Source organism: Arthrobacter sp. Y3222053, assembly GCF_059092805.1.
Genome location: NZ_JBNHIA010000004.1, coordinates 248783 through 267773, shown reverse-complemented (window position 1 = coordinate 267773; position 18991 = coordinate 248783). Strand labels below are relative to the sequence as shown.

Sequence of the window (18991 nt, the reverse complement as noted above, 5' to 3'; positions counted from 1 at the left end):
CCGTTCCGGAGATGACCGGAACGGCGCTCTGCGGTTAATTCTCCTACTGTGCGGCTTCGCTGAAGTACTTGTCGTAGATCTCCTGGTAGGTGCCGTTCTCGCGCAGCTCGGTCAGCTGCTCGTTGACGGCGGAGACCAGGTCGTCGTTGCCCTTCATCATGGCGAAACCGTAGGACTCGTCGGTCGGGTACTCCTCGGCGATTTCGTACTCGCCCTCGCCCACGTGGCCGATGTTCACCGGGAGGTCCTGGAGGATCGCATCGATGCCTCCGGACTGCAGGGCCAGGAACAGCTCCGCGTCGCTGGGGTAGGCGACGATCTCGGCGCCCTCGGCGTTCTCGCGGGCGTAGGCCTCGCCGGTGGTGCCCTGCTGCACGCCCACCCGCTTGCCGGAGAGGGTGTCGATCCCGGCGATGTCGGACCCGGCAGGAACCAGCAGCGACTGCAGGGAGTCGTAGTAGGGGTCGGAGAAGGCGAGCCGCTCCTGGCGCTCTTGGGTGATGGTGATGGCGCTTGCGCCCAGGTCGCACTGCCCGGCGGTCAGGACGGTGCCGGACTGCAGGCCGTCAAAACCCACCACCTGGACGGTCATTTCCAGGTCCATGCCGGAGGCGATCTCCCGGACCAGGTCCATATCGAAGCCGGTGTACTCGCCGTTCTCCTCGAATTCAAAGGGCGGGTAGGGGATGTCCGAGCAGACGGTCAGCTGCCCGTCATTGACCAGGTCCAGGCCCGACGCCGCCTCGGAGCCTTCCTCGTCGCCTCCGCCGCAGGCGGTCAGGGCCAGGGCGCCCACGGCAAGGGCGGCCAGTGCCGCTTTGCGGGTTTTGTGCAGCATGCGTTTTTCTACCTTACGTATCGGGTCCGGTGACTGTTCTCCGTACAGAGAGTTGAAAAGCAGTCTAAAGGAGGGCGGCGAAACCGGGCCGGAATTTCAAATGTGAAGCTGGATCATTTTTTGCGTCCGGTCCGGTATTCAGGCTGCCTCCGGCGCTCACGCCCCGACGGGTGCCGGGGCGCGTCCGGGCAGCGCGGACCGGCCGCCGGAATGGCTGTCCAGGCCCAGGGCTTCGAGCATGGGACGGAACTTGCTCCAGGTCTCCTCAAGTTCCGCCGCCGGATTGGAGCCGGCCACGATTCCGCACCCTGCGTAGAGGCGCACGGTCTGCGGATCCTCAATCACCGCCCCGCGCAGCGCGATGCCGAATTCGCCGTTGCCGGCGGCGTCGAGCCAGCCCACCGGCCCGGCGTACGGGCCGCGGTCCATGTGCTCCAGTTCGCTGATCAGCTCCCCGGCGACGCTGGTGGGGAAGCCGCACACCGCAGCGGTGGGGTGCAGGGCTTCCAGCAGGGTGAGCACGCCGGGACGCGCGCCGTCGGCGTCCTCGGCCAGATCGGCGGTGACGTCGGACGCCAGATGCCACACGTTGGGCAGCTCCAGCACGAACGGCTCGCTGTGGCTGCTCATGCTGGAGGTGAACGGCTCCAGCGGCGCCAGCAGCGATTCGATGGCGATCCGGTGCTCCTGCTGCTGCTTCTCCGAGCCGGCGAGCATCCGCGCGGCGTATCCCGGATCATCCTCGGGGGCGGTGGCGCGGTCCAGCGTGCCGGCAAGGACCCGGGCGCGGGCGACACCGTTCTCCACCTTGATCAGCATCTCCGGAGTGGAACCCAGCAGCCCGTCCACGGAGTAGGTCCAGCAGCTGCGGTAGCGCAGCCCCAGTTCACGCAGCACCTGCGGCGCGGCCACCGGCGTGCCGAGCGACGCGACAATGTCGCGCGCCAGCACGATCTTGCTCAGGTCTCCGGCACTGATGTGCGCCACCGAGCGGGCCACGGCGTTCTTCCATTCGGACTCGCTGAGCATGCCCGGGCGGATCTCATCCTCCGCGGTCGACTCCCGGTGCGCCGGTTCTGCGTCGATCCAGCCGGCCATGGCGGCCAGCACGGAGTCCTCGTCCAGGGCCTTCCCGGGGTCCGACGTCGTCATGGTCACCCAGGCGGTGCCCTCGCGGGAACCGATCACCAGCTCCGGAACGATAACGCGCGAGCGGAAAGGTGAGCGCTTGCTGAACGCGAACGACGCGAAGGCGCTGAGCCCGGTGCCCGGCGCTCCAATGGGGTCGGTGACGTCGGCCGCCGCAACGGTCTGCCGCCACCAGGCCTCGGCCTCGGTGAACCGGTCCGGACCCGAGGCCGTGAACCGGGCGGCCTCGCCGAAGCCCACCATTCCCTCGCCGCAGCGGAGCCAGCAGAGCTGCTCGTCACGGACCAGGTATTCCAGCAGGCCGATCGCCGCCGAGGGCTCGCTGATGGGAACGGTAACGGAACGCAGGGTGGTCATAGTGCCTTCCAGCCTACTCTCGCCCGCGCAGTGGCATGGATTACGTGCCGCGCGGCGGCGGTCCCGGGCGGGCAGGGGAGTGAGCCGCTCAACACCCCCGGACTTCCGTTCGGTGCCTCCGGCAATCTTTGAGACAATGAACGCGTGAACCGCGCATCGCTGGAAAAACGCCCTGACGAAGTTGCCGCCATGTTCGACGACGTCGCTCCCAAGTACGACGTCGTCAACGACGTCCTGTCCATGGGGCAGACCCGGCGCTGGCGCCGGATCGTCGTGGATGCCGTGGGCGCGGTGCCCGGCCAGCGGGTCCTGGACCTGGCCGCCGGCACCGGCACCTCAAGCGAGCCCTACGCCGACGCCGGCGTCGACGTCGTCGCCTGCGACTTCTCGCTCGGAATGCTCAAGGTCGGCAAGCGCCGCCGCCCGGACATCGACTTCGTCGCCGGCGACGCCACCGCGCTGCCGTTCGCGGACAACTCCTTCGACGCCACCACCATCTCCTTTGGCCTGCGCAACGTGAACGAGCCGCGCAGGGCGCTGGCCGAGATGCTTCGCGTCACCAAGCCCGGCGGCAAGCTGGTCATCGCGGAGTTCTCCTCCCCGGTGGTCCCGCTGTGGCGGACCATGTACACCGAATACCTGATGCGTGCCCTGCCGCCCATCGCGCGCAAGGTCAGCTCCAACCCTGACGCCTACGTCTACCTTGCCGAGTCCATCCGGGCCTGGCCGGACCAGGACGCCCTGTCGGGCTGGATCACCGAATCCGGCTGGCAGGACGTGGCCTACCGCAACCTGACCGGCGGCATCGTGGCCGTGCACCGCGCCGTCAAGCCGGAGGACGCCTCCGGCGTGGCGGTTACCGGGGCGCAGCAGGCCTGACGTGGATGTCCTGATCGTCGGTGCGGGCCCTGCCGGCTCCACCGCTGCCTATTACCTTGCCCGTTCCGGCATCAACGTCACGGTGCTGGAAAAGACCGCCTTCCCGCGGGAAAAGGTCTGCGGCGACGGCCTGACGCCGCGTGCCGTGCGTGAGCTGCAGCTGCTCGGCCTGCCGCACCGCGAAGAGGACGGATGGCGCCGCAACCGCGGCCTGCGCCTGATCGCCGGCGGCCGGAAGCTGGAACTGCCTTGGCCGGAGCACTCTGAGTTCCCGGACTACGGGCTGATCCGCACCCGGCTGGACTTCGACGCTGAACTGGCCGCGCACGCGCGGGCCGCCGGCGCCGTCGTCCTGGAACGCCACACCGTGACCGGGGCGCTGCGCGGACCCGACGGGCGCGTCCAGGGCGTCACCGCCAACGTTCTGGACGAGCGCGGCCGCCGGACCGGAGAGACGCGGGAATTCGCGGCCGACGTCGTCCTGGCCGCCGACGGCAACTCCTCCCGCACCGCGCTCAGCCTGGGCCTGGAGAAGCGCGACGACCGACCCCTCGGCGTCGCGGTGCGCACCTACTTCACCAGCCCGCGCTCCGACGACGAGTGGATGGAGGGGTGGCTGGAACTGCCCGACGCCGCCGGCAACCCGCTGCCCGGCTACGGCTGGGTGTTCGGCGTCGGCGACGGTACCTCCAACGTCGGCCTGGGCATCCTCAACTCGTCCAAGGAGTTCGGGAAGCTGGACTACCGCAAGGTGCTGCGGGACTGGACAGCGGCGATGCCCGCCGAGTGGGGCTTCACTCCCGAACACCAGGTGGGGGAGATCCGCGGGGCGGCGCTGCCGATGGGCTTCAACCGCACCCCGCACGCCGCTCCGGGCCTGCTGCTGCTCGGCGACGCCGGCGGCATGGTCAGCCCGTTCAACGGCGAAGGCATCTCCTACGCGATGGAATCCGCCCGCTACGCCGCTGAGTGCATTGTCGCCGCCGAGGCGGCCGCCCGCACCCCCGGGCTGCTGTCCTCCAACGCCGCAGCCGACGCAGTGCTGGCCGGCTACGCGGACTACATCCGCGGGCAGTGGGGCAGCCACTTCACGCTCGGCCGCGTGTTTGCCGGCCTGATCGGCCGGCCGGCCGTCATGAAGCTCGCCCTGCGCACCGGAATGCCGGTGCCGGTGCTGATGCGCTTCGTGGTCCGCATGCTGGCCAACCTCACCGACCACAACGCCCCCGATTTCCAGGACCGCGTCATCGCGCTGCTGGAGAAGCTGGTCCCCGCCGCCGACAACCGCGGTGCGCTCCCGCCCGCCGTCGGCGGCCAGGCCGCCCGAACCGCCCCTTCCGCCCTAGAGAATAGTTAGTCTGGAACAGTGACTGAATCCACCAACACCAGCTCCAGTGCAGCCGACGGGCAGCGGACGCGGCTGCCTGCCGGGTTTGCGCTCCTCGCCGACGACCCTGACCTGGGCCCCGCCATCGCCGAGGGACTGGAGCAGGTGGAGACCCAGCTGCGCGAGGCCATCGCCAACTCCGACCCGTTCGCCGATGCGACCTCCCGGCACCTGGTGGAAGCCGGCGGCAAGCGGGTCCGCCCGCTGCTGACCCTGCTCGCCAGCCACCTTGGCCCCGCCCCGGCCAACGCCGATGTGCTGACCTCGGCCGTCGTCGTCGAACTGACGCACCTGGCCACCCTCTATCACGACGACGTGATGGACGAGGCGCCGGTGCGCCGTGGGGCTCCCACGGCCCACGAGGTGTGGGGCAACTCGGTGGCGGTGCTGACCGGAGACCTGATTTTCGCCCGGGCCTCGAGCCTGGTGTCGGTGCTGGGCGGAGAGGCGCTGGGAATCCAGGCGAGGACCTTTGAGCGGCTCTGCCTCGGCCAGCTGCACGAGACCGTCGGCCCGGCCGACGGCCAGGATCCGCTGGAGCATTACCTGGGAGTGCTCGCCGGCAAGACCGGCTCGCTGATCGCAGCAGCCGGCCAGCTCGGTGCCCTTTTCGGCGGTGCCGACGACGCCGCCGTCCAGGTGATGGTCGACTACGGCGAAAAGGTGGGCATGGCCTTCCAGCTCGCCGACGACGTCATCGACGTCACCGGCCTGGAAGCCAAGTCCGGCAAGACCCCGGGCACCGACCTGCGCGAGGGAGTGCCCACGCTGCCCGTGCTGCTGCTGCGGCGGGCCGCGACCGGCGGTGACGAATCCGCTGCCCGGGTGCTCGAGCTGGTGGAATCGGACCTTAGCTCTGATGAGGCGCTGGCCGCGGCGGTGCAGGCCCTGCGCGCCCATCCGGTGACGAACGAGGCCTGGGCCGTAGCCCGCAGCTGGTCCGCCGAGGCGATCGAGGCGCTGGCGCCGTTGCCCGACAGCGTGGTGAAGCGCGCCCTCGCAGCGTTCGCCGAAGCGGTCGTGGAGCGCGAAGCCTAGACGGCACGCGGGGGCCGAGGCTGCGGGCAGCCGGAGGAAGAGGACAGCGCATTGACGGCGCTGTTCGGCTGCCCGGCGCGGGAGTCTGGTTCGGGCAGGTCCGCCGAGGGCGGCCGGCCGCCTGAAAGGCGGGCGGCCTGGAGGACCGGCAGCCTGGAGGACCGGCAGCCTAGAGGACGGCCCGCAGCTCGGCGGCCTTGACGGCGCGGACCGCCGGCGGCACGATCGGACGCTTCGGTGTGAAGTACAGCCCGTCGCCGTTCCAGCGCGGCAGGACATGCTGGTGGTAGTGCCAGACATGCTGGCTTCCCGCCGGTTCGTTGTGCTGGCGGGTGGTCACGCCGTCCGGCTCCCAGGCGCGTTTGATGGCGACGGCGATGTCCCGCGTAAGAAGCATGATCCGGGCGGCAACGTCGTCGGGAAGCTCGTAGAGCAGCTCATAGTGTGCCCGCGGCGTCACCAGCACGTGGCCCGGATGCGGGTCGAACCCGTGGGAGGCGATGAACGCCAGCACGAGGTCGTCTGAGTAGATCAGGTCTCCCGGCTCGCAGAGGTTGCCGGCATACCTGAATTCGCCGGAGGCAAGGTCGCAGAAAGGACATTCGTAGCCCTCTGGAGCGTGGCTGGCCCAGCCTGCCGGCGTCGTCCGCTGAACGTGTCCGGCGCTCAGAGTTCGTCCGCTTCCTCGAAAATCCAGTTGAACATGTCGAAGACGAACTCGCTGAAGGTCCCTTCTTCGGACTTCCAGGTGCCCCGGGCGTTGTTCCTGCGCCACACGATGGGGTCCGGCACATCCAGCTGGTCGGCACGGAAACCCCAGACGAACTTCTCATCCTCGTCTTCGAGGAACAGCAGGTAGCCGTCCTCGATCTCCAGCTCATCGGGGTCCCAGAAGAAGTGGTACGCCTCCATCAGGTCATCGCACCCGCCGATGGCGAGGTAGAACTCCCGAAGGACCAGCGGGATCCGCAGCTCACGTTCGGCGAGGATGCCGTCCAGCTCAGGGGCGGGAATGCCGTCCTCCGCCCGCCACTGGTCCTCCAGATACTTGGGGACCAGGTCGCGGAACTTGTCGAGGAACATATCGCTCATGGGTCGGTCTCCAAAGTTGATGGTGCTGTACTCCCATCCTAGCCGCGGGGCATCGGAGCTTCTGACGGGTCGCTGAGTCGGCTGCGGCTCCTGCCCGCCGGCACCCCGCCCGGCTTTCGGAGCGGCCAACCTAAGCGAAGAGCCCGGCGCCCTTCAGTGGCGCACCCGCGGGAACCGGCGTCGTGCGCCGGGCCAGCCCGGGGTAGTCGAGGACCACGCCGTGCCGGTCCACGGGCAGCTCCGTGGTGAAGCCGGAAGCGGTTGAACTGAAGAGCACGAGAGCGTGTCCGCGGTCTTCGGTCCACGGCTTGACCTGGGTGTACACCTGTTCGCTGGCGACCACGCGCAGGCTGGGGACTTCGATCCAAGCCATCGTCAGCTTGGTGTCGTCGGCCGGCGCTGAGTCGCCCAGCAGGTCGAGGCGAAGCATCGGCATGGTGTTGGTGAGCGGGCACAGGCCCAGGTCGACGTCCTGGGCGTTGTCCAAGGCCGTGGGGTCGTCGATGCCGGCCGGGGGCAGATCCGGGGCGCCCTTCTCATCGACCTCCGCCGTCCAGCGGCCAAAGGCGCTGCGGCTCAGTTCCAGGCTCCGCGCCCACCCGTCTCCCTGAACGTCGACGCGCATCCGGCGGGTCACCCACCCCGTATCCGTCCGGAGTGACCAGCGCAGCCGATAGCCGTCGCAGTCAGAGGTCCCCGAGGCAGCGAGCTCACTCTCCCGGAAGGAAACGACGGCGCTGTCCATCCGGGACGGGTCGTCGGTTCCACGCCAGCGATAGGTCATCACCGGCTCAACGGGCGGAGTGTGCATCCCTACAGCGTAAGGAGGGGCGGGCGCACGCACAACGTGGACCTGAATCAGCCCCGGGCAGCGTCGCGCCGGGCCGCCGCTCAGCCGCCCTGCCGGCCGCAGGCTCTGCCTGTCCTGCCGGCTGCCGGCTAGCCGGAGAGGCTGTGGACCCGCAGGGCCAGGAACAGATGGACGCGGTCGGCGGTCCTGGCCGGGTCGTACCCGGTCAGCTCGCGGATCTGGGCCAGGCGGTACCGGACGGTGTTGCGGTGCAGCGACAGGGCTTCGGCGACTGCGGCGGTGGAACCGTTGAGGTCCAGGTACTGCTGCAGGGTGTCGAGCAGCCCCGCGCCATGCTCCTCATCGAAGCGGAGCACCGGCTGCAGCGTTTCCTCGGCCAGCGCGGACAGGGGAACGTCCCTCGCCGTCATGAGCAGGGAGGCAAGGCTCAGCCGGTCCGCTTCGTTGACCCGCCCGCCGTGTGCCAGGGCTTCCCGCGCGGCGAAGTAGCTCCAGCGCAGGCCGGCCGGATCGACAAACCCGCCGCCGACGCCGATCCGGGCGGGCAGGCCCGCACCGTCAAGGTAGTCGCCCAGGTCCTCCGCGAGCTGATGCGGCTCCCTGCCTGCAGGGACGATGACCACCAGCCGCGAATCCACGACGGCAGTGACCGCGTCCACAAACGCGGCGGGCAGCGGCAGGGACGGAAGCAGCCGTGACTTGTCCGGGCCCACGTCGGCCAGCAGCAGGGCCCGCGGTTCCTCCCCGCCGAGGCCTGCGGCGGCGAGGCGGAGCGCTGCTTCCCGGCCGGCGAGGCGTCCGTCGCCGACGTCGGCCAGCAGCTGGCCTGTGACGGCGCGGTCGCGGGCGCGGCGTCGGGCCAGGTTGCTCAGCTCGACGCTGATCAGGCTCTGCGCATACGCCACGATCTCGGGCTGGCGGTAGGGTTCGGCGATTGCGAGGGTGCAGCGGTCCCGCATGCCGGTGGCGACGGGAAGCCGGTGCCAGCCGTCCTCCGTTTCCTCGGGCGCCGGACGATGATCATGGTTGAAGGCGAGGACCTGGGCGCCGTACTGGTGGAGGGTTACCGAGCTGTCGAGCAGCCGGGCCAGTTCCCCGAGCAGGCCGGAGAGTCCGCGGCCGCTCAGCAGGGCGCCGGCCAGGGTCTGGTGGGCGCGCAGCAGGCCCTCGAGGTGGTCAACGTGTTCGGCAGCCTGCGCCTGGGCCACCATGCGGCCGAGGGCGACGAACGGCGTCTGATAAGGAACCTCGAACACCGGCAGCTTCAACGCGTCGGCTTGCTCCAGCAGGGGTGCCGGGACCTTGGCATGGCTGAGGCCGGTGCCAAAACCGATGGCCAGGGCTCCTGCCTTGAAGACGCTGTCGACAAAGCGCACCTGCGCCGAACGCGTGCGATGCCGCAGCCCGGTCGTCAGCACAACCTCTCCGCCGCCCAGGAAGGGTGCCGGGTCCTCCAGTTCGGTAACCGCCACCCACTGAATCGGATCCTCCGAGGCCGGTGCGGCGCCGCGCAGGACCAGCTCAAGATGAGGTGCGGCCAGCAGGCCGGACAGAGACAACGCCATGCAGTTCATCTTAGGGAGCATCTGGGCGGGTGCACTGCAGCGGCTCGGCGTCGTTGTGCGAATGTATGTAGGTGAGGCCCCCGCCTGCACGTACCTTGGGAAAATGGCAGAAGCCGGACTCCGCGGGGACGGATGCGCCGGGCGCCAGCCCATCATCCCGGTTCCGCTCCGGGCCTTCCGCTTCATTGGGGGAGCGTCCGGGCGCACAGAGCAGCACGCAGACTCGCATCAACGAAAGGCAGCACCATGAGCACTCAGGCAATCCGGCCCGAATACCGGCTGGAGCAGAAGCGGAACATCACCGGAACGTTCCCGGGCCCCAAGTCCGTTGAGCTCAACAACCGCCGCTCCGCCGTCGTCGCCAAGGGCGTTGCCTCATCCGTTCCCGTGTACGCGGCCGACGCCGACGGCGGCGTGATCGTCGACGTGGATGGCAACTCCTTCATCGACCTTGGGTCCGGCATCGCCGTGACCAGCGTCGGCGGATCCGATCCCGCCGTCGTCGCCGCGGTCCAGGAACAGGTGGCCCGGTTTACGCACACCTGCTTCATGGTCACTCCGTACGAGGGCTACATCGCCGTTGCGGAGCGCCTGGCCGAGCTCACCCCCGGTGACCACGAGAAGCGGACCGTGCTGTTCAACTCCGGTGCCGAAGCCGTCGAGAACGCGGTAAAGATCGCCCGCGTCGCGACCGGCCGCAACGCGGTCGTCGCCTTCGACCACGCCTACCACGGCCGCACCAACCTGACGATGGCGCTGACCGCCAAGGCCATGCCGTACAAGACCGGCTTCGGTCCGTTCGCGTCCGAGGTCTACCGGATGCCGATGAGCTACCCCTTCCGCGAGGAGAACCCCGAGATCACCGGCCGGGAAGCCGCCGACCGGGCCATCCTCGCCATCGAAAAGCAGATCGGCGCCGACCAGCTGGCCGCCATCCTGATCGAGCCGATCCAGGGCGAGGGCGGTTTCATCGTCCCCGCGGAGGGCTTCCTGCCCCGCCTTGCGGAGTGGGCCCGGGAAAACGGCGTGGTCTTCATCGCCGACGAGGTGCAGTCCGGATTCTGCCGCACCGGCGAGTGGTTCGCCGTCCAGCATGAAGGCGTGGTGCCCGACCTGATGACCATGGCCAAGGGCATCGGCGGCGGCATGCCGATCTCGGCCGTGACCGGCCGCGCCGAGCTGCTCGACGCCGTGCACCCCGGCGGCCTGGGCGGCACCTACGGCGGCAACCCGGTGGCGTGCGCAGCTGCTCTGGCTGCCATGGACACCATGAAGGAGCAGGACCTGGCCGGCCGCGCAAAGGCCATCGAAGCCGCGGTACTGCCGCGCTTCCGCGCTGTTGCCGAGGAAACCGGCGTGATCGGTGACGTGCGCGGCCGCGGCGCCATGCTTGCCCTTGAGTTCACCAAGCCGGGCAGCAAGACCCCGGACGCGGAGCTGACGAAGAAGATCGCCGCTGACTGCCTCGAGCAGGGCGTCATCATCCTCACCTGCGGCACGTACGGAAACGTCATCCGCCTGCTTCCGCCGCTGGTCATTTCCGACGAGCTGCTCCAGGACGGTCTGGACGTTCTGGAAGCCGCCATCCGCGCCAACGTCTAAGCGCAACATCCACGACGGATGGGGGAAGGCCGGGATGCCCGCAGAGCATCCCGGCCTTCCCTGGCTTAAACGCACACACGGTACGGTGGGGACCGCCCTTCTCCGGAAGCAGAGCGCGCTCCGTGGCCGCGGGCTTTACCCAACCGGTGAGAACGATGTGGCTGTTGTGACTAATGTGCAGCTGGGATACATTCACTACGTCGCTTGGGCCTTTCCTTCCGAGCGGGCAGCTTCTGGGGTAGCTGCGTGGAACCAGCGCCGGCTGATCAGCCGGGGTCTCATAGATGAAGGTTTGTCGTTTATGCGAATCAAGACGCTTCTCAGCGTGCTCGCCGCCCTTGCCGTCACCTTTGTGGCTACCGTGACGGCCCTGCCAATGGCTCCGGCCAGCGCAGCGGATTATCAGGCGGCCAACCGCATCCACACTCTGATCAATGATTACCGTGCCCAGCATGCGCTGCCTCCGCTGGCCTGGAATGAAGGCCTGGCGGGTGTCGCCGGCGCATGGACGGAGCACTCCGCTGCCGTTGCCAACGTGCAGGGCGCGGGAAGCTTCATGCACAACCCGAACTTCATGAACCAGTATCCGGCCGGGGCGCTGTCCTATTCGGAGAACATCGCCTGGAGCATGAGCGCGGACCAGTCCTTCCAGTGGTGGGCCGGTTCTGCTCCGCATCGGGCCAACATGCTCCGCGGCGCGGATACCGATATCGGCATTGCGGTGGTTCAGCTGACCTCAGGGCCCAACAAGGGCGCGTATCTCGCGACGGCCAACTTCGGCCAGTACGAGGGCACGGCCGCGCGCATTGAAGCTGAGCGCAAGGCTGCTGCCGAGGAGGCGGAGCGCGTGGAGGCTGAGCGGAAGGCGGCTGCCGAGGAGGCGGCCCGCGTGGAGGCTGAGCGGAAGGCGGCTGCCGAGGAGGCAGCCCGCGTGGAGGCTGAGCGGAAGGCGGCTGAGGAAGCTGCCCGGATTGAGGCTGACCGTAAGGCAGCGGAGCAGGAGGCTGCCCGCGCTGAGGCTGAGCGGAATGACGCTGCAGATCAGTCAGCGGCAGATAAGGCAGCTGCTGAGAAGGCAGCGGAGCAGGAAGCTGCCCGGGTCGAGGCTGAGCGCCAAGCCGCGGAGCAGGAGGCTGCACGCGTCGAGGCCGAGCGCCAGGCCGCTGAGGAGGCCGCACGCGTCGAGGCCGAGCGCCAGGCCGCTGAGGAGGCCGCTGGGATCCAGGCTGCCGCCGTGCCGGCCGCCCCGGAGACCACCCCCGAACCGACCTCCGCCGCGACGCCTCCCGCCAGCGCATCCAACGAGGAGGACACGGACGAGGCGGAGCCGGCTGCAAGCGCTGAGCAGGGTGCTCCGGCCCAGGGCTCTGCATCCGCTGACATCAACGGAGCCGCCTCGACGGCGAGGACTCCGGGAATCCCGGTGATGCTCGAGTCCAGCGATGCCGCTGCCCTGACCCCCGCCACCAGGGGAGACTTCCGTGCCGACTCCCGCGGCAGCGGCCTGGCATTGTCCGGGCTGACCCCGGGCGCCACCTACCAGGTGTTCCTGCACTCAAACCCGATCAACATGGGCCTCGTCGCTGCTGATGCCCAGGGCACCCTTGCGCTGGCCGTCCCTGCTGAGCTTCCGGCCGGGGACCACAAGGTCGCCCTCTACCTGGACGGGGAGCTGGTCGGGTGGCAGCCCTTCACAGTCGAGGCAGCAGTCGATGTCATGGCAGCCAGCGCCGTGGCGGGTTCGGGGCCTGCGACCCTGGCCAATACCGGCCTCACCCGTGCACAGCTGATGGTTGGCGGGCTGGGCGCCCTGCTGGTGGCAGGAGGGATGGGAATCCTCCTGATCCTTCGGCAGCAGAAGCGTGCAGGCGACGTCGCCGACGCTTCCCGTATCTGATCGGGAGCTCCCAGTAGCTGACCGGGCAGGCGGACCACTATGGTCCGCCTGCCCATTGTTTTCGGCAGGCCGGTCTAGATGCCGGATTGCTCCCCGGCGTGGAAAAAGAGGTTTCTGAGCGGACGCTGCCGGGGGTCGACGTAGGGCGGCGGCACAAACCATGGCACTCCGGCGCGCATCACGACGCGCCAGTTTCCGTCATGGATGGTGTGATGGTGGAAGGAACAGAGCAACGCGCCGTTCTCGGTCCCGGTGGAGCCTCCGGACTCCCAAAACGTTACGTGGTGCGCTTCCGTCCACGGCCCTGGCACCGTGCAGCCGGGGAATGTGCACCCGCGGTCACGGGCATACAGCGCCTTGCGAAGGTGCGGAGGGAACAGCCGGGCGGATCGGCCAACGTCCAGGACCCGGCCTTCCGTACCCAGAAGGACCGGGATCAGCTCCGCATCGCAGGCCAGCCTCCTTATGGCGGAGACCGGCAGCGGGCCGGAGAAGGCGCCCGTGCCGGGTTGGGCCCGCCTGGGCTGCTTCAGATCGAGGACTGCGGCTCGGGAGGGCGATGCAGGTGAGGACGCGGTACCGGTTGAGGACGCGGCACCGGTCGAGGACGGGGTACCGGTTGATGAGGCGGCAGCTGCAGGCGGGGCCTCCGCTGTGGCCGCGGCGTCCTCTGGAGACGGCGCACCGCCTGCGGCCGTGGCATTCCCCGGCGACATGGCACCGACGGATAGTGCGGCGTCCCCAGGCAGCACGGCCAACGCAGGGGACACACCGCCGTCGGCCCCCGAACTGATCAGCCCATCCAGCAAAGAGCGATGGCTGATCGTGACCATCACCTGCGGGCGAAGCCCGCCTGCGGCCGGCACGCCGCCGCAGGCGAGGCCTGCCCGTACTCCGCTGAGGAGTCCTTCCAGCAGGAGCTGCGGCCGCGTCATCCGGGGCAGGCAGGGGTCCTGCGGGACCCGGCCGGCTCCTGCGGCACTGTTGATCAGGGTTTGGAGGGCCTCGTGCTGGTCATCGGTGCAGTAGATGTGCAGGTGGCTCAGCCCGTTGCGGCGACGGCCCGGAAAGATGCCCTGAAACTGCTGCAGCTCCTGCTCTGTAGGCGGCCGGTCCTGGTCTGCGAGAGCCACCCAGTAGCGGGCGGCCCGATGCAGGAAATCCTCGTCTTGGCCGGCGGCGATCTCGGTGAGCTGGGCTTCCATATCCGCCAGGGCCTCCGGCGCCAGACGGGGCTGGGCCTCACCGAGGGCCTCCAGCACGGTTGCCGCGCCTGATGATGAGATCTCCGTGCTCCGGCAGGCATCGGCCAGCTGCGGCCACGGTGAGGCGAGCGGTTCGCCGGCGGGCGACGTTGCCGGGAAGAGCGCGGCGGCGGCGGCCAGCCGCCGCTTCGCCGCTGACCGGCTGATCCGGAGCCTGGCTCGCATAAAGTCCGCGGTGGAGCGGAACTCACGTGCCCTGCGCCGCACGCCGCCAGTCCCGGGCTCCCGTTCTTCTTCGCCACCACCGGTCGCCTCACTGGCGCCGCCGGTACGCGCGCAGCGCTTTGCGCGCCCGTAATTGTCCGCCGGTCGCCCGCCGTCGAGAGCGGCGGCGGCAGTCAGCTGCAGCATGTCGATGGACCGGGAGAGCTGCTCCACGTGCTCGGCGAACCCTGCGGCATCGTCCAGCGGCAGCAGCCGCCACCCTTCGGCTGCCTCCTCGCAAAGCTCCCGTGCCGCCTGGACAAGTCCAAGGGCTTGGTCCTGCAGGTCGGCAGGCGGAAGGAACGACGGCGGCCGAAGATGAGGTGCCGATGCCTCGGCGGGCTGTTGCTGGAGGGGAAAGGCCATGCCACGAGCATCCCGCCGTGAGGGATGGGTCGGCAGGGGGACAGTCGGCTATGGGGACGGCCAAATCCGGCAAAGGCATGAGATCCGCCTGTGGAGGACCGGACAGCTATGCGGCCCTACGCTTGGAAGCGCACTTCAGCTGTCGATCAACTGAGCCTGCTGGCGCGCCCCGTGTCGTCGCTAAACGGATCCTGGGGGCGAAAAGCGCCCAGCCCTCCCCGCGCAGTGGAGCCTACGGGCTCAAGGCACCGGCCGTCGTCGCGCAACTGGTGCCCTGCGCCCGGAAAGCCGCTCAGACAACTGGTGCCCTGCGCCGGAAAGCTGCTCAGGCAACTGCCCGCTGCAGCTTCCGGGCCCGCCCGGGTGCTCCCACCATGTCGATCGTCAGCAGCACCAGCGCGAGCCAGACGAGCCCGAACCCGGCCCACCGCTCAGGCGGCATCTGTTCCTGGAAGACGACCAGCGCCAGGATGAACTGCAGCGTCGGCGCCAGATACTGCAGCAATCCAACCGTCGATAGGGGAAGCCGGCGGGCGGCTGCTCCGAAGAAGATGAGGGGAACGGCGGTGATTACGCCGGAGGCGGCGAGGAGCCAGAAGTGCGCCGGGCCTTCGGACAGGAGCGTGGCGCCGTCGGTCAGGCCCAGCCAGAGCAGAACCGCGGCGGCCACGGGAGTCAGGACCGCGGTCTCGATGGTCAGGCTGGCGACGGCGTCGATCCGGCCTCCCACCTGCTTTTTTACCAGCCCGTAGAAACCGAAGCTGAAGGCCAGCGTCAGCGCCACCCAGGGTACGGATCCGTAGGCGACGGCGAGCACCAGGACGGCGATGAAGCCCACCCCCATCGCAGTCCACTGGAGGGGACGCAGCTTTTCCTTCAGCAGCAGCACCCCGAGCAGCACCGAGACGAGGGGGTTGATGAAGTATCCGAGGGCAGCCTCGACGGCCCGCTCGTTCAGCACCGCCCACGAATAGGTGAGCCAGTTGGCGGCAATCAGCACCGAGGCGCCGGCCAAGACCGCTACCGTCCGCGGGCTGCGGGCAGCCGTGAGCAGCGGCCGCCAGCTCCGCATGGCCGTCACCAGGAGTACGCAGAACACCAGTGAGAAGAGCACGCGGCTGGCGACGATCTCGACGGCGCCGGCGCGCTGCACGGCGAGGAAGTAGAGCGGCAGCACGCCCCACAGCCCGTAGGCGCCGATGCCGAACAGGATCCCCGACGCATTGGGGGAGAGGCGGGGCGCCCGGGCCGTGGTTTTGTCATCTGTGGGAAGCACGACGGCGGCAACACCCGGGAGCGTTCGGCTATTCCCGTTTCCGGGCCCGGGTTGGGTGCGGCCGCCGTTTAGACGGGGGCAGGTCCGGACATTTAGAATAGGAAACTGTGCGCTTATTGTCGCGCGCCGCGGTTTCCCCGAGAAAAAGGACTATCAGTGTCTAACCCAGCCACGGACCTCTCGCAGCGTCCCCTGCGAGTTGCCATCATCGGTGCTGGCCCCGCCGGAGTCTACGCCGCAGATATCCTCACGAAGGCCGAGCGCGACTTCGAGGTCAGCATCGACCTGTTCGACCAGTACCCCGCCCCCTACGGTCTGATCCGCTACGGCGTCGCGCCGGATCACCCCCGGATCAAGGGCATCGTCACTGCCCTCCACAAGGTGCTGGACCGCGGTGACATCCGCTTCCTCGGCAACGTCAACTACGGCCGGGACCTGACCCTCACCGACTTCCGGCACTTCTACGACGCCGTCATCTTCGCCACCGGAGCCCTCAAGGACGCTCCGCTGGACGTGCCCGGCGTGGACCTCGACGGATCCTACGGCGGCGCAGACTTCGTGTCCTGGTACGACGGGCACCCCGACGTGTCGCGGGAGTGGCCGCTTGATGCGAAGGAAGTTGCCGTCATCGGCAACGGCAACGTGGCCCTCGACGTCGCCCGCATCCTTTCGAAGCACGCGGATGATCTGCTGACCACCGAGATCCCGGCCAATGTGTACGAGGGCCTGAAGAAGTCTCCCGTCACCGACGTCCACGTCTTCGGGCGCCGCGGTCCGGCGCAGGTGAAGTTCACTCCGCTGGAGCTGCGCGAACTCTCGCACTCCCGCGACGTCGACATCGTGCTGTACCCGGAGGACTTCGAGTTCGACGAGGCCTCGGATGAGCAGATCCGCACGAACAACCAGACCAAGACCATGGTCAACACCCTGACCAACTGGCTGGCCGAGGAGCAGGACACCGGCGCGTCCCGCCGGCTGCACCTGCACTTCCTGCACAGCCCGGTGGAGATTTACGACGACGCCGCGACCCCGGGCAAGGTGGCCGGCATCAAGTTCGAGCGCACCGAGCTGGACGGAACCGGCAACGTCCGCGGTACCGGCGAGTTCGTGGATTACCCCGTGCAGGCCGTTTACCGGGCCATCGGCTACTTCGGATCCGAGCTGCCCGAGGTCGGCTATGACGAGCGCCGCGGCGTCATCCCCAACCAGGGCGGCCGCGTCATCGACGAGGAAGGCAACCCGGTTCCGGGCATCTACACCACCGGCTGGATCAAGCGCGGACCGGTGGGCCTGATCGGCCACACCAAGGGCGACGCCCTCGAGACCATCGGGTTCCTCCTGGAGGACCGGCTGAACCTGCCGGCGGCATCCGAGCCCAGCCCCGATGCCATCATCAACCTGCTCGAGGACCGCGGAGTCCGCTACACCACCTGGGAGGGCTGGAAGAAGCTCGACGCCCACGAACGGGAACTCGGCGCCGCCTACGTGCATGGCGATCCGGGCCTCGGCGAGCTGGTCCGCGAGCGGGTCAAGGTCGTCGAGCGTGAGGACATGATCCGGGTTTCGCGCGGAGAGTAGCAGCGAAACCCCGTCGCAGGAGGCCGCAGCCGGAAGGCAGCGGCCTCCTGTCGTCTCCGGGCGGGGGGGCAGGACTGTGACTGACGCCGGTCATATGACCGGCGTCAACCCATGGTCCTTGTCCGGGGCGCGCGGTACTGTTGCCTGCAGCATCCGGCGACTGCCGGAGCGGTCTCCTTATCAGAGCAGATAGGCGGGGCGGTGGACACTGCAGCCGGCGGACAGACGCGCGCGGGTGCCCTGCGCGCAGGCACCGCGCATGATCGCGACCGGGCGGCACGACGGGCCCACGACCTGCTGGCAGCGAGCCCTCCGTCCGCCTTCCCCGGCCCCGCCGACGGGCCTGCCATCGGCAAAGTGGACGCCCGCACACACAGACACAAATCGTCCGCGCACGCCTGGCCGTCCTCCGACGCCCAGCCCGATGGGCTGCGAGCCGCTGTCCGGGAGTCCTGGCAGCGTTCGCTCGCCTACGCCCGGAATCCCGACGCCGACACCCCCGCCGTCGTCTTCGCGCCCGATGAGCTTGCCGACTACCGCCGGGAGCACCCGCTGCACGTGGTGATGCCCGTGATCCAGCGGCTGCTGGTGGAACCGGCGGCGGATACCGGCGTCCTGGTCGCGGTAGGGGACCAGCACGGGCGGCTGCTGTGGGTGGAGGGCGACGCCGCGCTCCGGCGGCGCGCCGAAGGCATGTACTTCATGCCGGGAACGGACTGGTCCGAGCCGTCGATTGGAACCAGCGCGCCCGGCGCGGCGCTGGCCTCGGGAACGGCCATGCAGATCTGCGGCGCCGAACATTTCAACCGGCGGGTGCATGCCTGGAGCTGCACGGCGGTGCCGGTCCGGGACCCTGACTCGGGTGCGGTGATCGGCGTCGTCGATATCACCGGGGGAGCGGACGCAGTGGCTCCGCACACCCTCTCGCTGGTGGAGGCCACGGTCGCGGCGGCACAGTCCCATCTGCGGGTTGAGCGCCTTGAGCACAGGGTGCGCAGCCGGGGGCACCGCCGCAGGCGGCTTGAGTCGGTGCGCCGGAGCCTGTACCGGGACAGCCTGCAGATCCTGGGCCGTGACCACGCGCTGCTGACGGTGGGCGGGCGGTCGCTGAATGTCGGCGGCCGGCATGCGGAGCTCCTGACGCTGCTCGCCCTGCACCCGCAGGGGCTGACGGCTGAGGAGCTGGCCATGATGGCGTATGCCCAGGACGTGCCGCCGGCGACCGTCCGGGCGGAGATGCTGCGCCTGCGTGCGCTGCTGGCACGGGCCGCCGACGGGCCTGACGGACTCGTCCCGCAGTCGCGGCCGTATCGGCTGCCGCGGGAGCTGGTGGTCGATGCCCGCCAGGTGCTCAGTTACCTTGGGCATGGAGCGCATCGGCTGGCGTTGAACATCTACGCCGGGCCCGCCCTCCCGCGGTCCGAGGCACCGGCCATCGCGGTCCTGCGCGGAGAGGTCTCCGCCGTGCTGCGCGAGTCCATGCTCTCCGACGCGGCCCCGGACCTGCTGCTCCAGTACCTGCAGCTGGAGGAGGCCGCCGACGACGTCGAGGCGTGGACGGTGGCCCTGCGCCTCCTGCCGCCGGACTCGCCGCGCCGCGCCGCGGTCGTTGCCCGCCTGCAGCGGCTGGAGAACGAACTCGGCTAGACGCGGGCCTGCATTGTCAGAGGTGCGAGGCCTTCGCCGG

15 protein-coding genes are annotated in these 18991 nt (G+C 69.2%); 7 read left to right on the top strand and 8 right to left on the bottom strand.

All coding sequences use genetic code 11. From position 1 onward, the window contains the following. Positions 1–43: 43 nt before the first annotated feature. Positions 44–838, bottom strand: coding sequence for a basic amino acid ABC transporter substrate-binding protein (locus AC5RUW_RS12570; RefSeq protein WP_494161001.1), 795 nt, complete (start codon positions 836–838; stop codon positions 44–46). Positions 839–994: 156 nt separating this feature from the next. Then, positions 995–2344, bottom strand: a complete 1350-nt coding sequence (locus tag AC5RUW_RS12565) for an isochorismate synthase (protein ID WP_494161000.1) — start codon at positions 2342–2344, stop codon at positions 995–997. Between the two features lie 144 nt (positions 2345–2488). Between AC5RUW_RS12565 and AC5RUW_RS12560 the strand changes: the two genes are divergently transcribed. From AC5RUW_RS12560 to AC5RUW_RS12550, 3 genes are read left to right on the top strand one after another with little or no spacing between them, the layout of a single operon-like run. Next, entirely contained in the window at positions 2489–3223 is a 735-nt protein-coding gene (locus AC5RUW_RS12560; RefSeq protein ID WP_494160999.1) for a demethylmenaquinone methyltransferase, read from the top strand. Position 3224: 1 nt separating this feature from the next. Beyond that, complete coding sequence (locus AC5RUW_RS12555; protein ID WP_494160998.1) at positions 3225–4580, top strand: geranylgeranyl reductase family protein; 1356 nt, start codon at positions 3225–3227, stop codon at positions 4578–4580. Between the two features lie 9 nt (positions 4581–4589). After that, on the top strand, positions 4590–5648 hold the full coding sequence (locus tag AC5RUW_RS12550; RefSeq protein WP_494160997.1) for a polyprenyl synthetase family protein: 1059 nt from the start codon (positions 4590–4592) through the stop codon (positions 5646–5648). A 169-nt stretch (positions 5649–5817) separates the two neighbouring features. On the opposite strand, the gene AC5RUW_RS12545 is transcribed toward AC5RUW_RS12550, so the two are convergent. From AC5RUW_RS12545 to AC5RUW_RS12530, 4 genes are all read right to left on the bottom strand, one after another. Further along, a complete protein-coding gene (locus AC5RUW_RS12545) occupies positions 5818–6423 on the bottom strand; it encodes an HIT family protein (RefSeq protein ID WP_494160996.1) in 606 nt (201 codons plus the stop codon). Next, a complete protein-coding gene (locus AC5RUW_RS12540) occupies positions 6315–6740 on the bottom strand; it encodes a hypothetical protein (RefSeq protein ID WP_494160995.1) in 426 nt (141 codons plus the stop codon). Before AC5RUW_RS12540 ends, AC5RUW_RS12545 begins: the two co-directional genes overlap by 109 nt. 130 nt (positions 6741–6870) lie before the next feature. Next, a complete protein-coding gene (locus AC5RUW_RS12535; RefSeq protein ID WP_494160994.1) occupies positions 6871–7551 on the bottom strand; it encodes a putative glycolipid-binding domain-containing protein in 681 nt (226 codons plus the stop codon). Positions 7552–7679: 128 nt separating this feature from the next. Next, on the bottom strand, positions 7680–9116 hold the full coding sequence (locus tag AC5RUW_RS12530; protein WP_494160993.1) for a PucR family transcriptional regulator: 1437 nt from the start codon (positions 9114–9116) through the stop codon (positions 7680–7682). A gap of 246 nt (positions 9117–9362) precedes the next feature. On the opposite strand from AC5RUW_RS12530, the gene gabT reads away from it, so the two are divergent. Together gabT and AC5RUW_RS12520 are read left to right on the top strand one after the other, a co-directional pair. Beyond that, a complete protein-coding gene (gene gabT, locus AC5RUW_RS12525) occupies positions 9363–10718 on the top strand; it encodes a 4-aminobutyrate--2-oxoglutarate transaminase (protein ID WP_494005711.1) in 1356 nt (451 codons plus the stop codon). A gap of 301 nt (positions 10719–11019) precedes the next feature. Further along, complete coding sequence (locus AC5RUW_RS12520) at positions 11020–12615, top strand: CAP domain-containing protein (protein WP_494160992.1); 1596 nt, start codon at positions 11020–11022, stop codon at positions 12613–12615. A 74-nt stretch (positions 12616–12689) separates the two neighbouring features. Here AC5RUW_RS12520 and AC5RUW_RS12515 read toward each other — a convergent pair whose 3' ends face one another. Next, complete coding sequence (locus AC5RUW_RS12515) at positions 12690–14450, bottom strand: HNH endonuclease signature motif containing protein (RefSeq protein WP_494160991.1); 1761 nt, start codon at positions 14448–14450, stop codon at positions 12690–12692. Positions 14451–14775: 325 nt separating this feature from the next. Further along, the gene (gene rarD / locus AC5RUW_RS12510) at positions 14776–15726 is read right to left on the bottom strand and encodes an EamA family transporter RarD (protein WP_494160990.1); all 951 of its coding nucleotides are present in this window, start codon (positions 15724–15726) and stop codon (positions 14776–14778) included. Between the two features lie 156 nt (positions 15727–15882). Between rarD and AC5RUW_RS12505 the strand changes: the two genes are divergently transcribed. Together AC5RUW_RS12505 and AC5RUW_RS12500 are read left to right on the top strand one after the other, a co-directional pair. Beyond that, positions 15883–17304, top strand: a complete 1422-nt coding sequence (locus AC5RUW_RS12505; protein ID WP_494160989.1) for an FAD-dependent oxidoreductase — start codon at positions 15883–15885, stop codon at positions 17302–17304. Between the two features lie 201 nt (positions 17305–17505). Further along, a complete protein-coding gene (locus AC5RUW_RS12500; RefSeq protein WP_494160988.1) occupies positions 17506–18951 on the top strand; it encodes a GAF domain-containing protein in 1446 nt (481 codons plus the stop codon). Positions 18952–18991 lie beyond the last annotated feature (40 nt).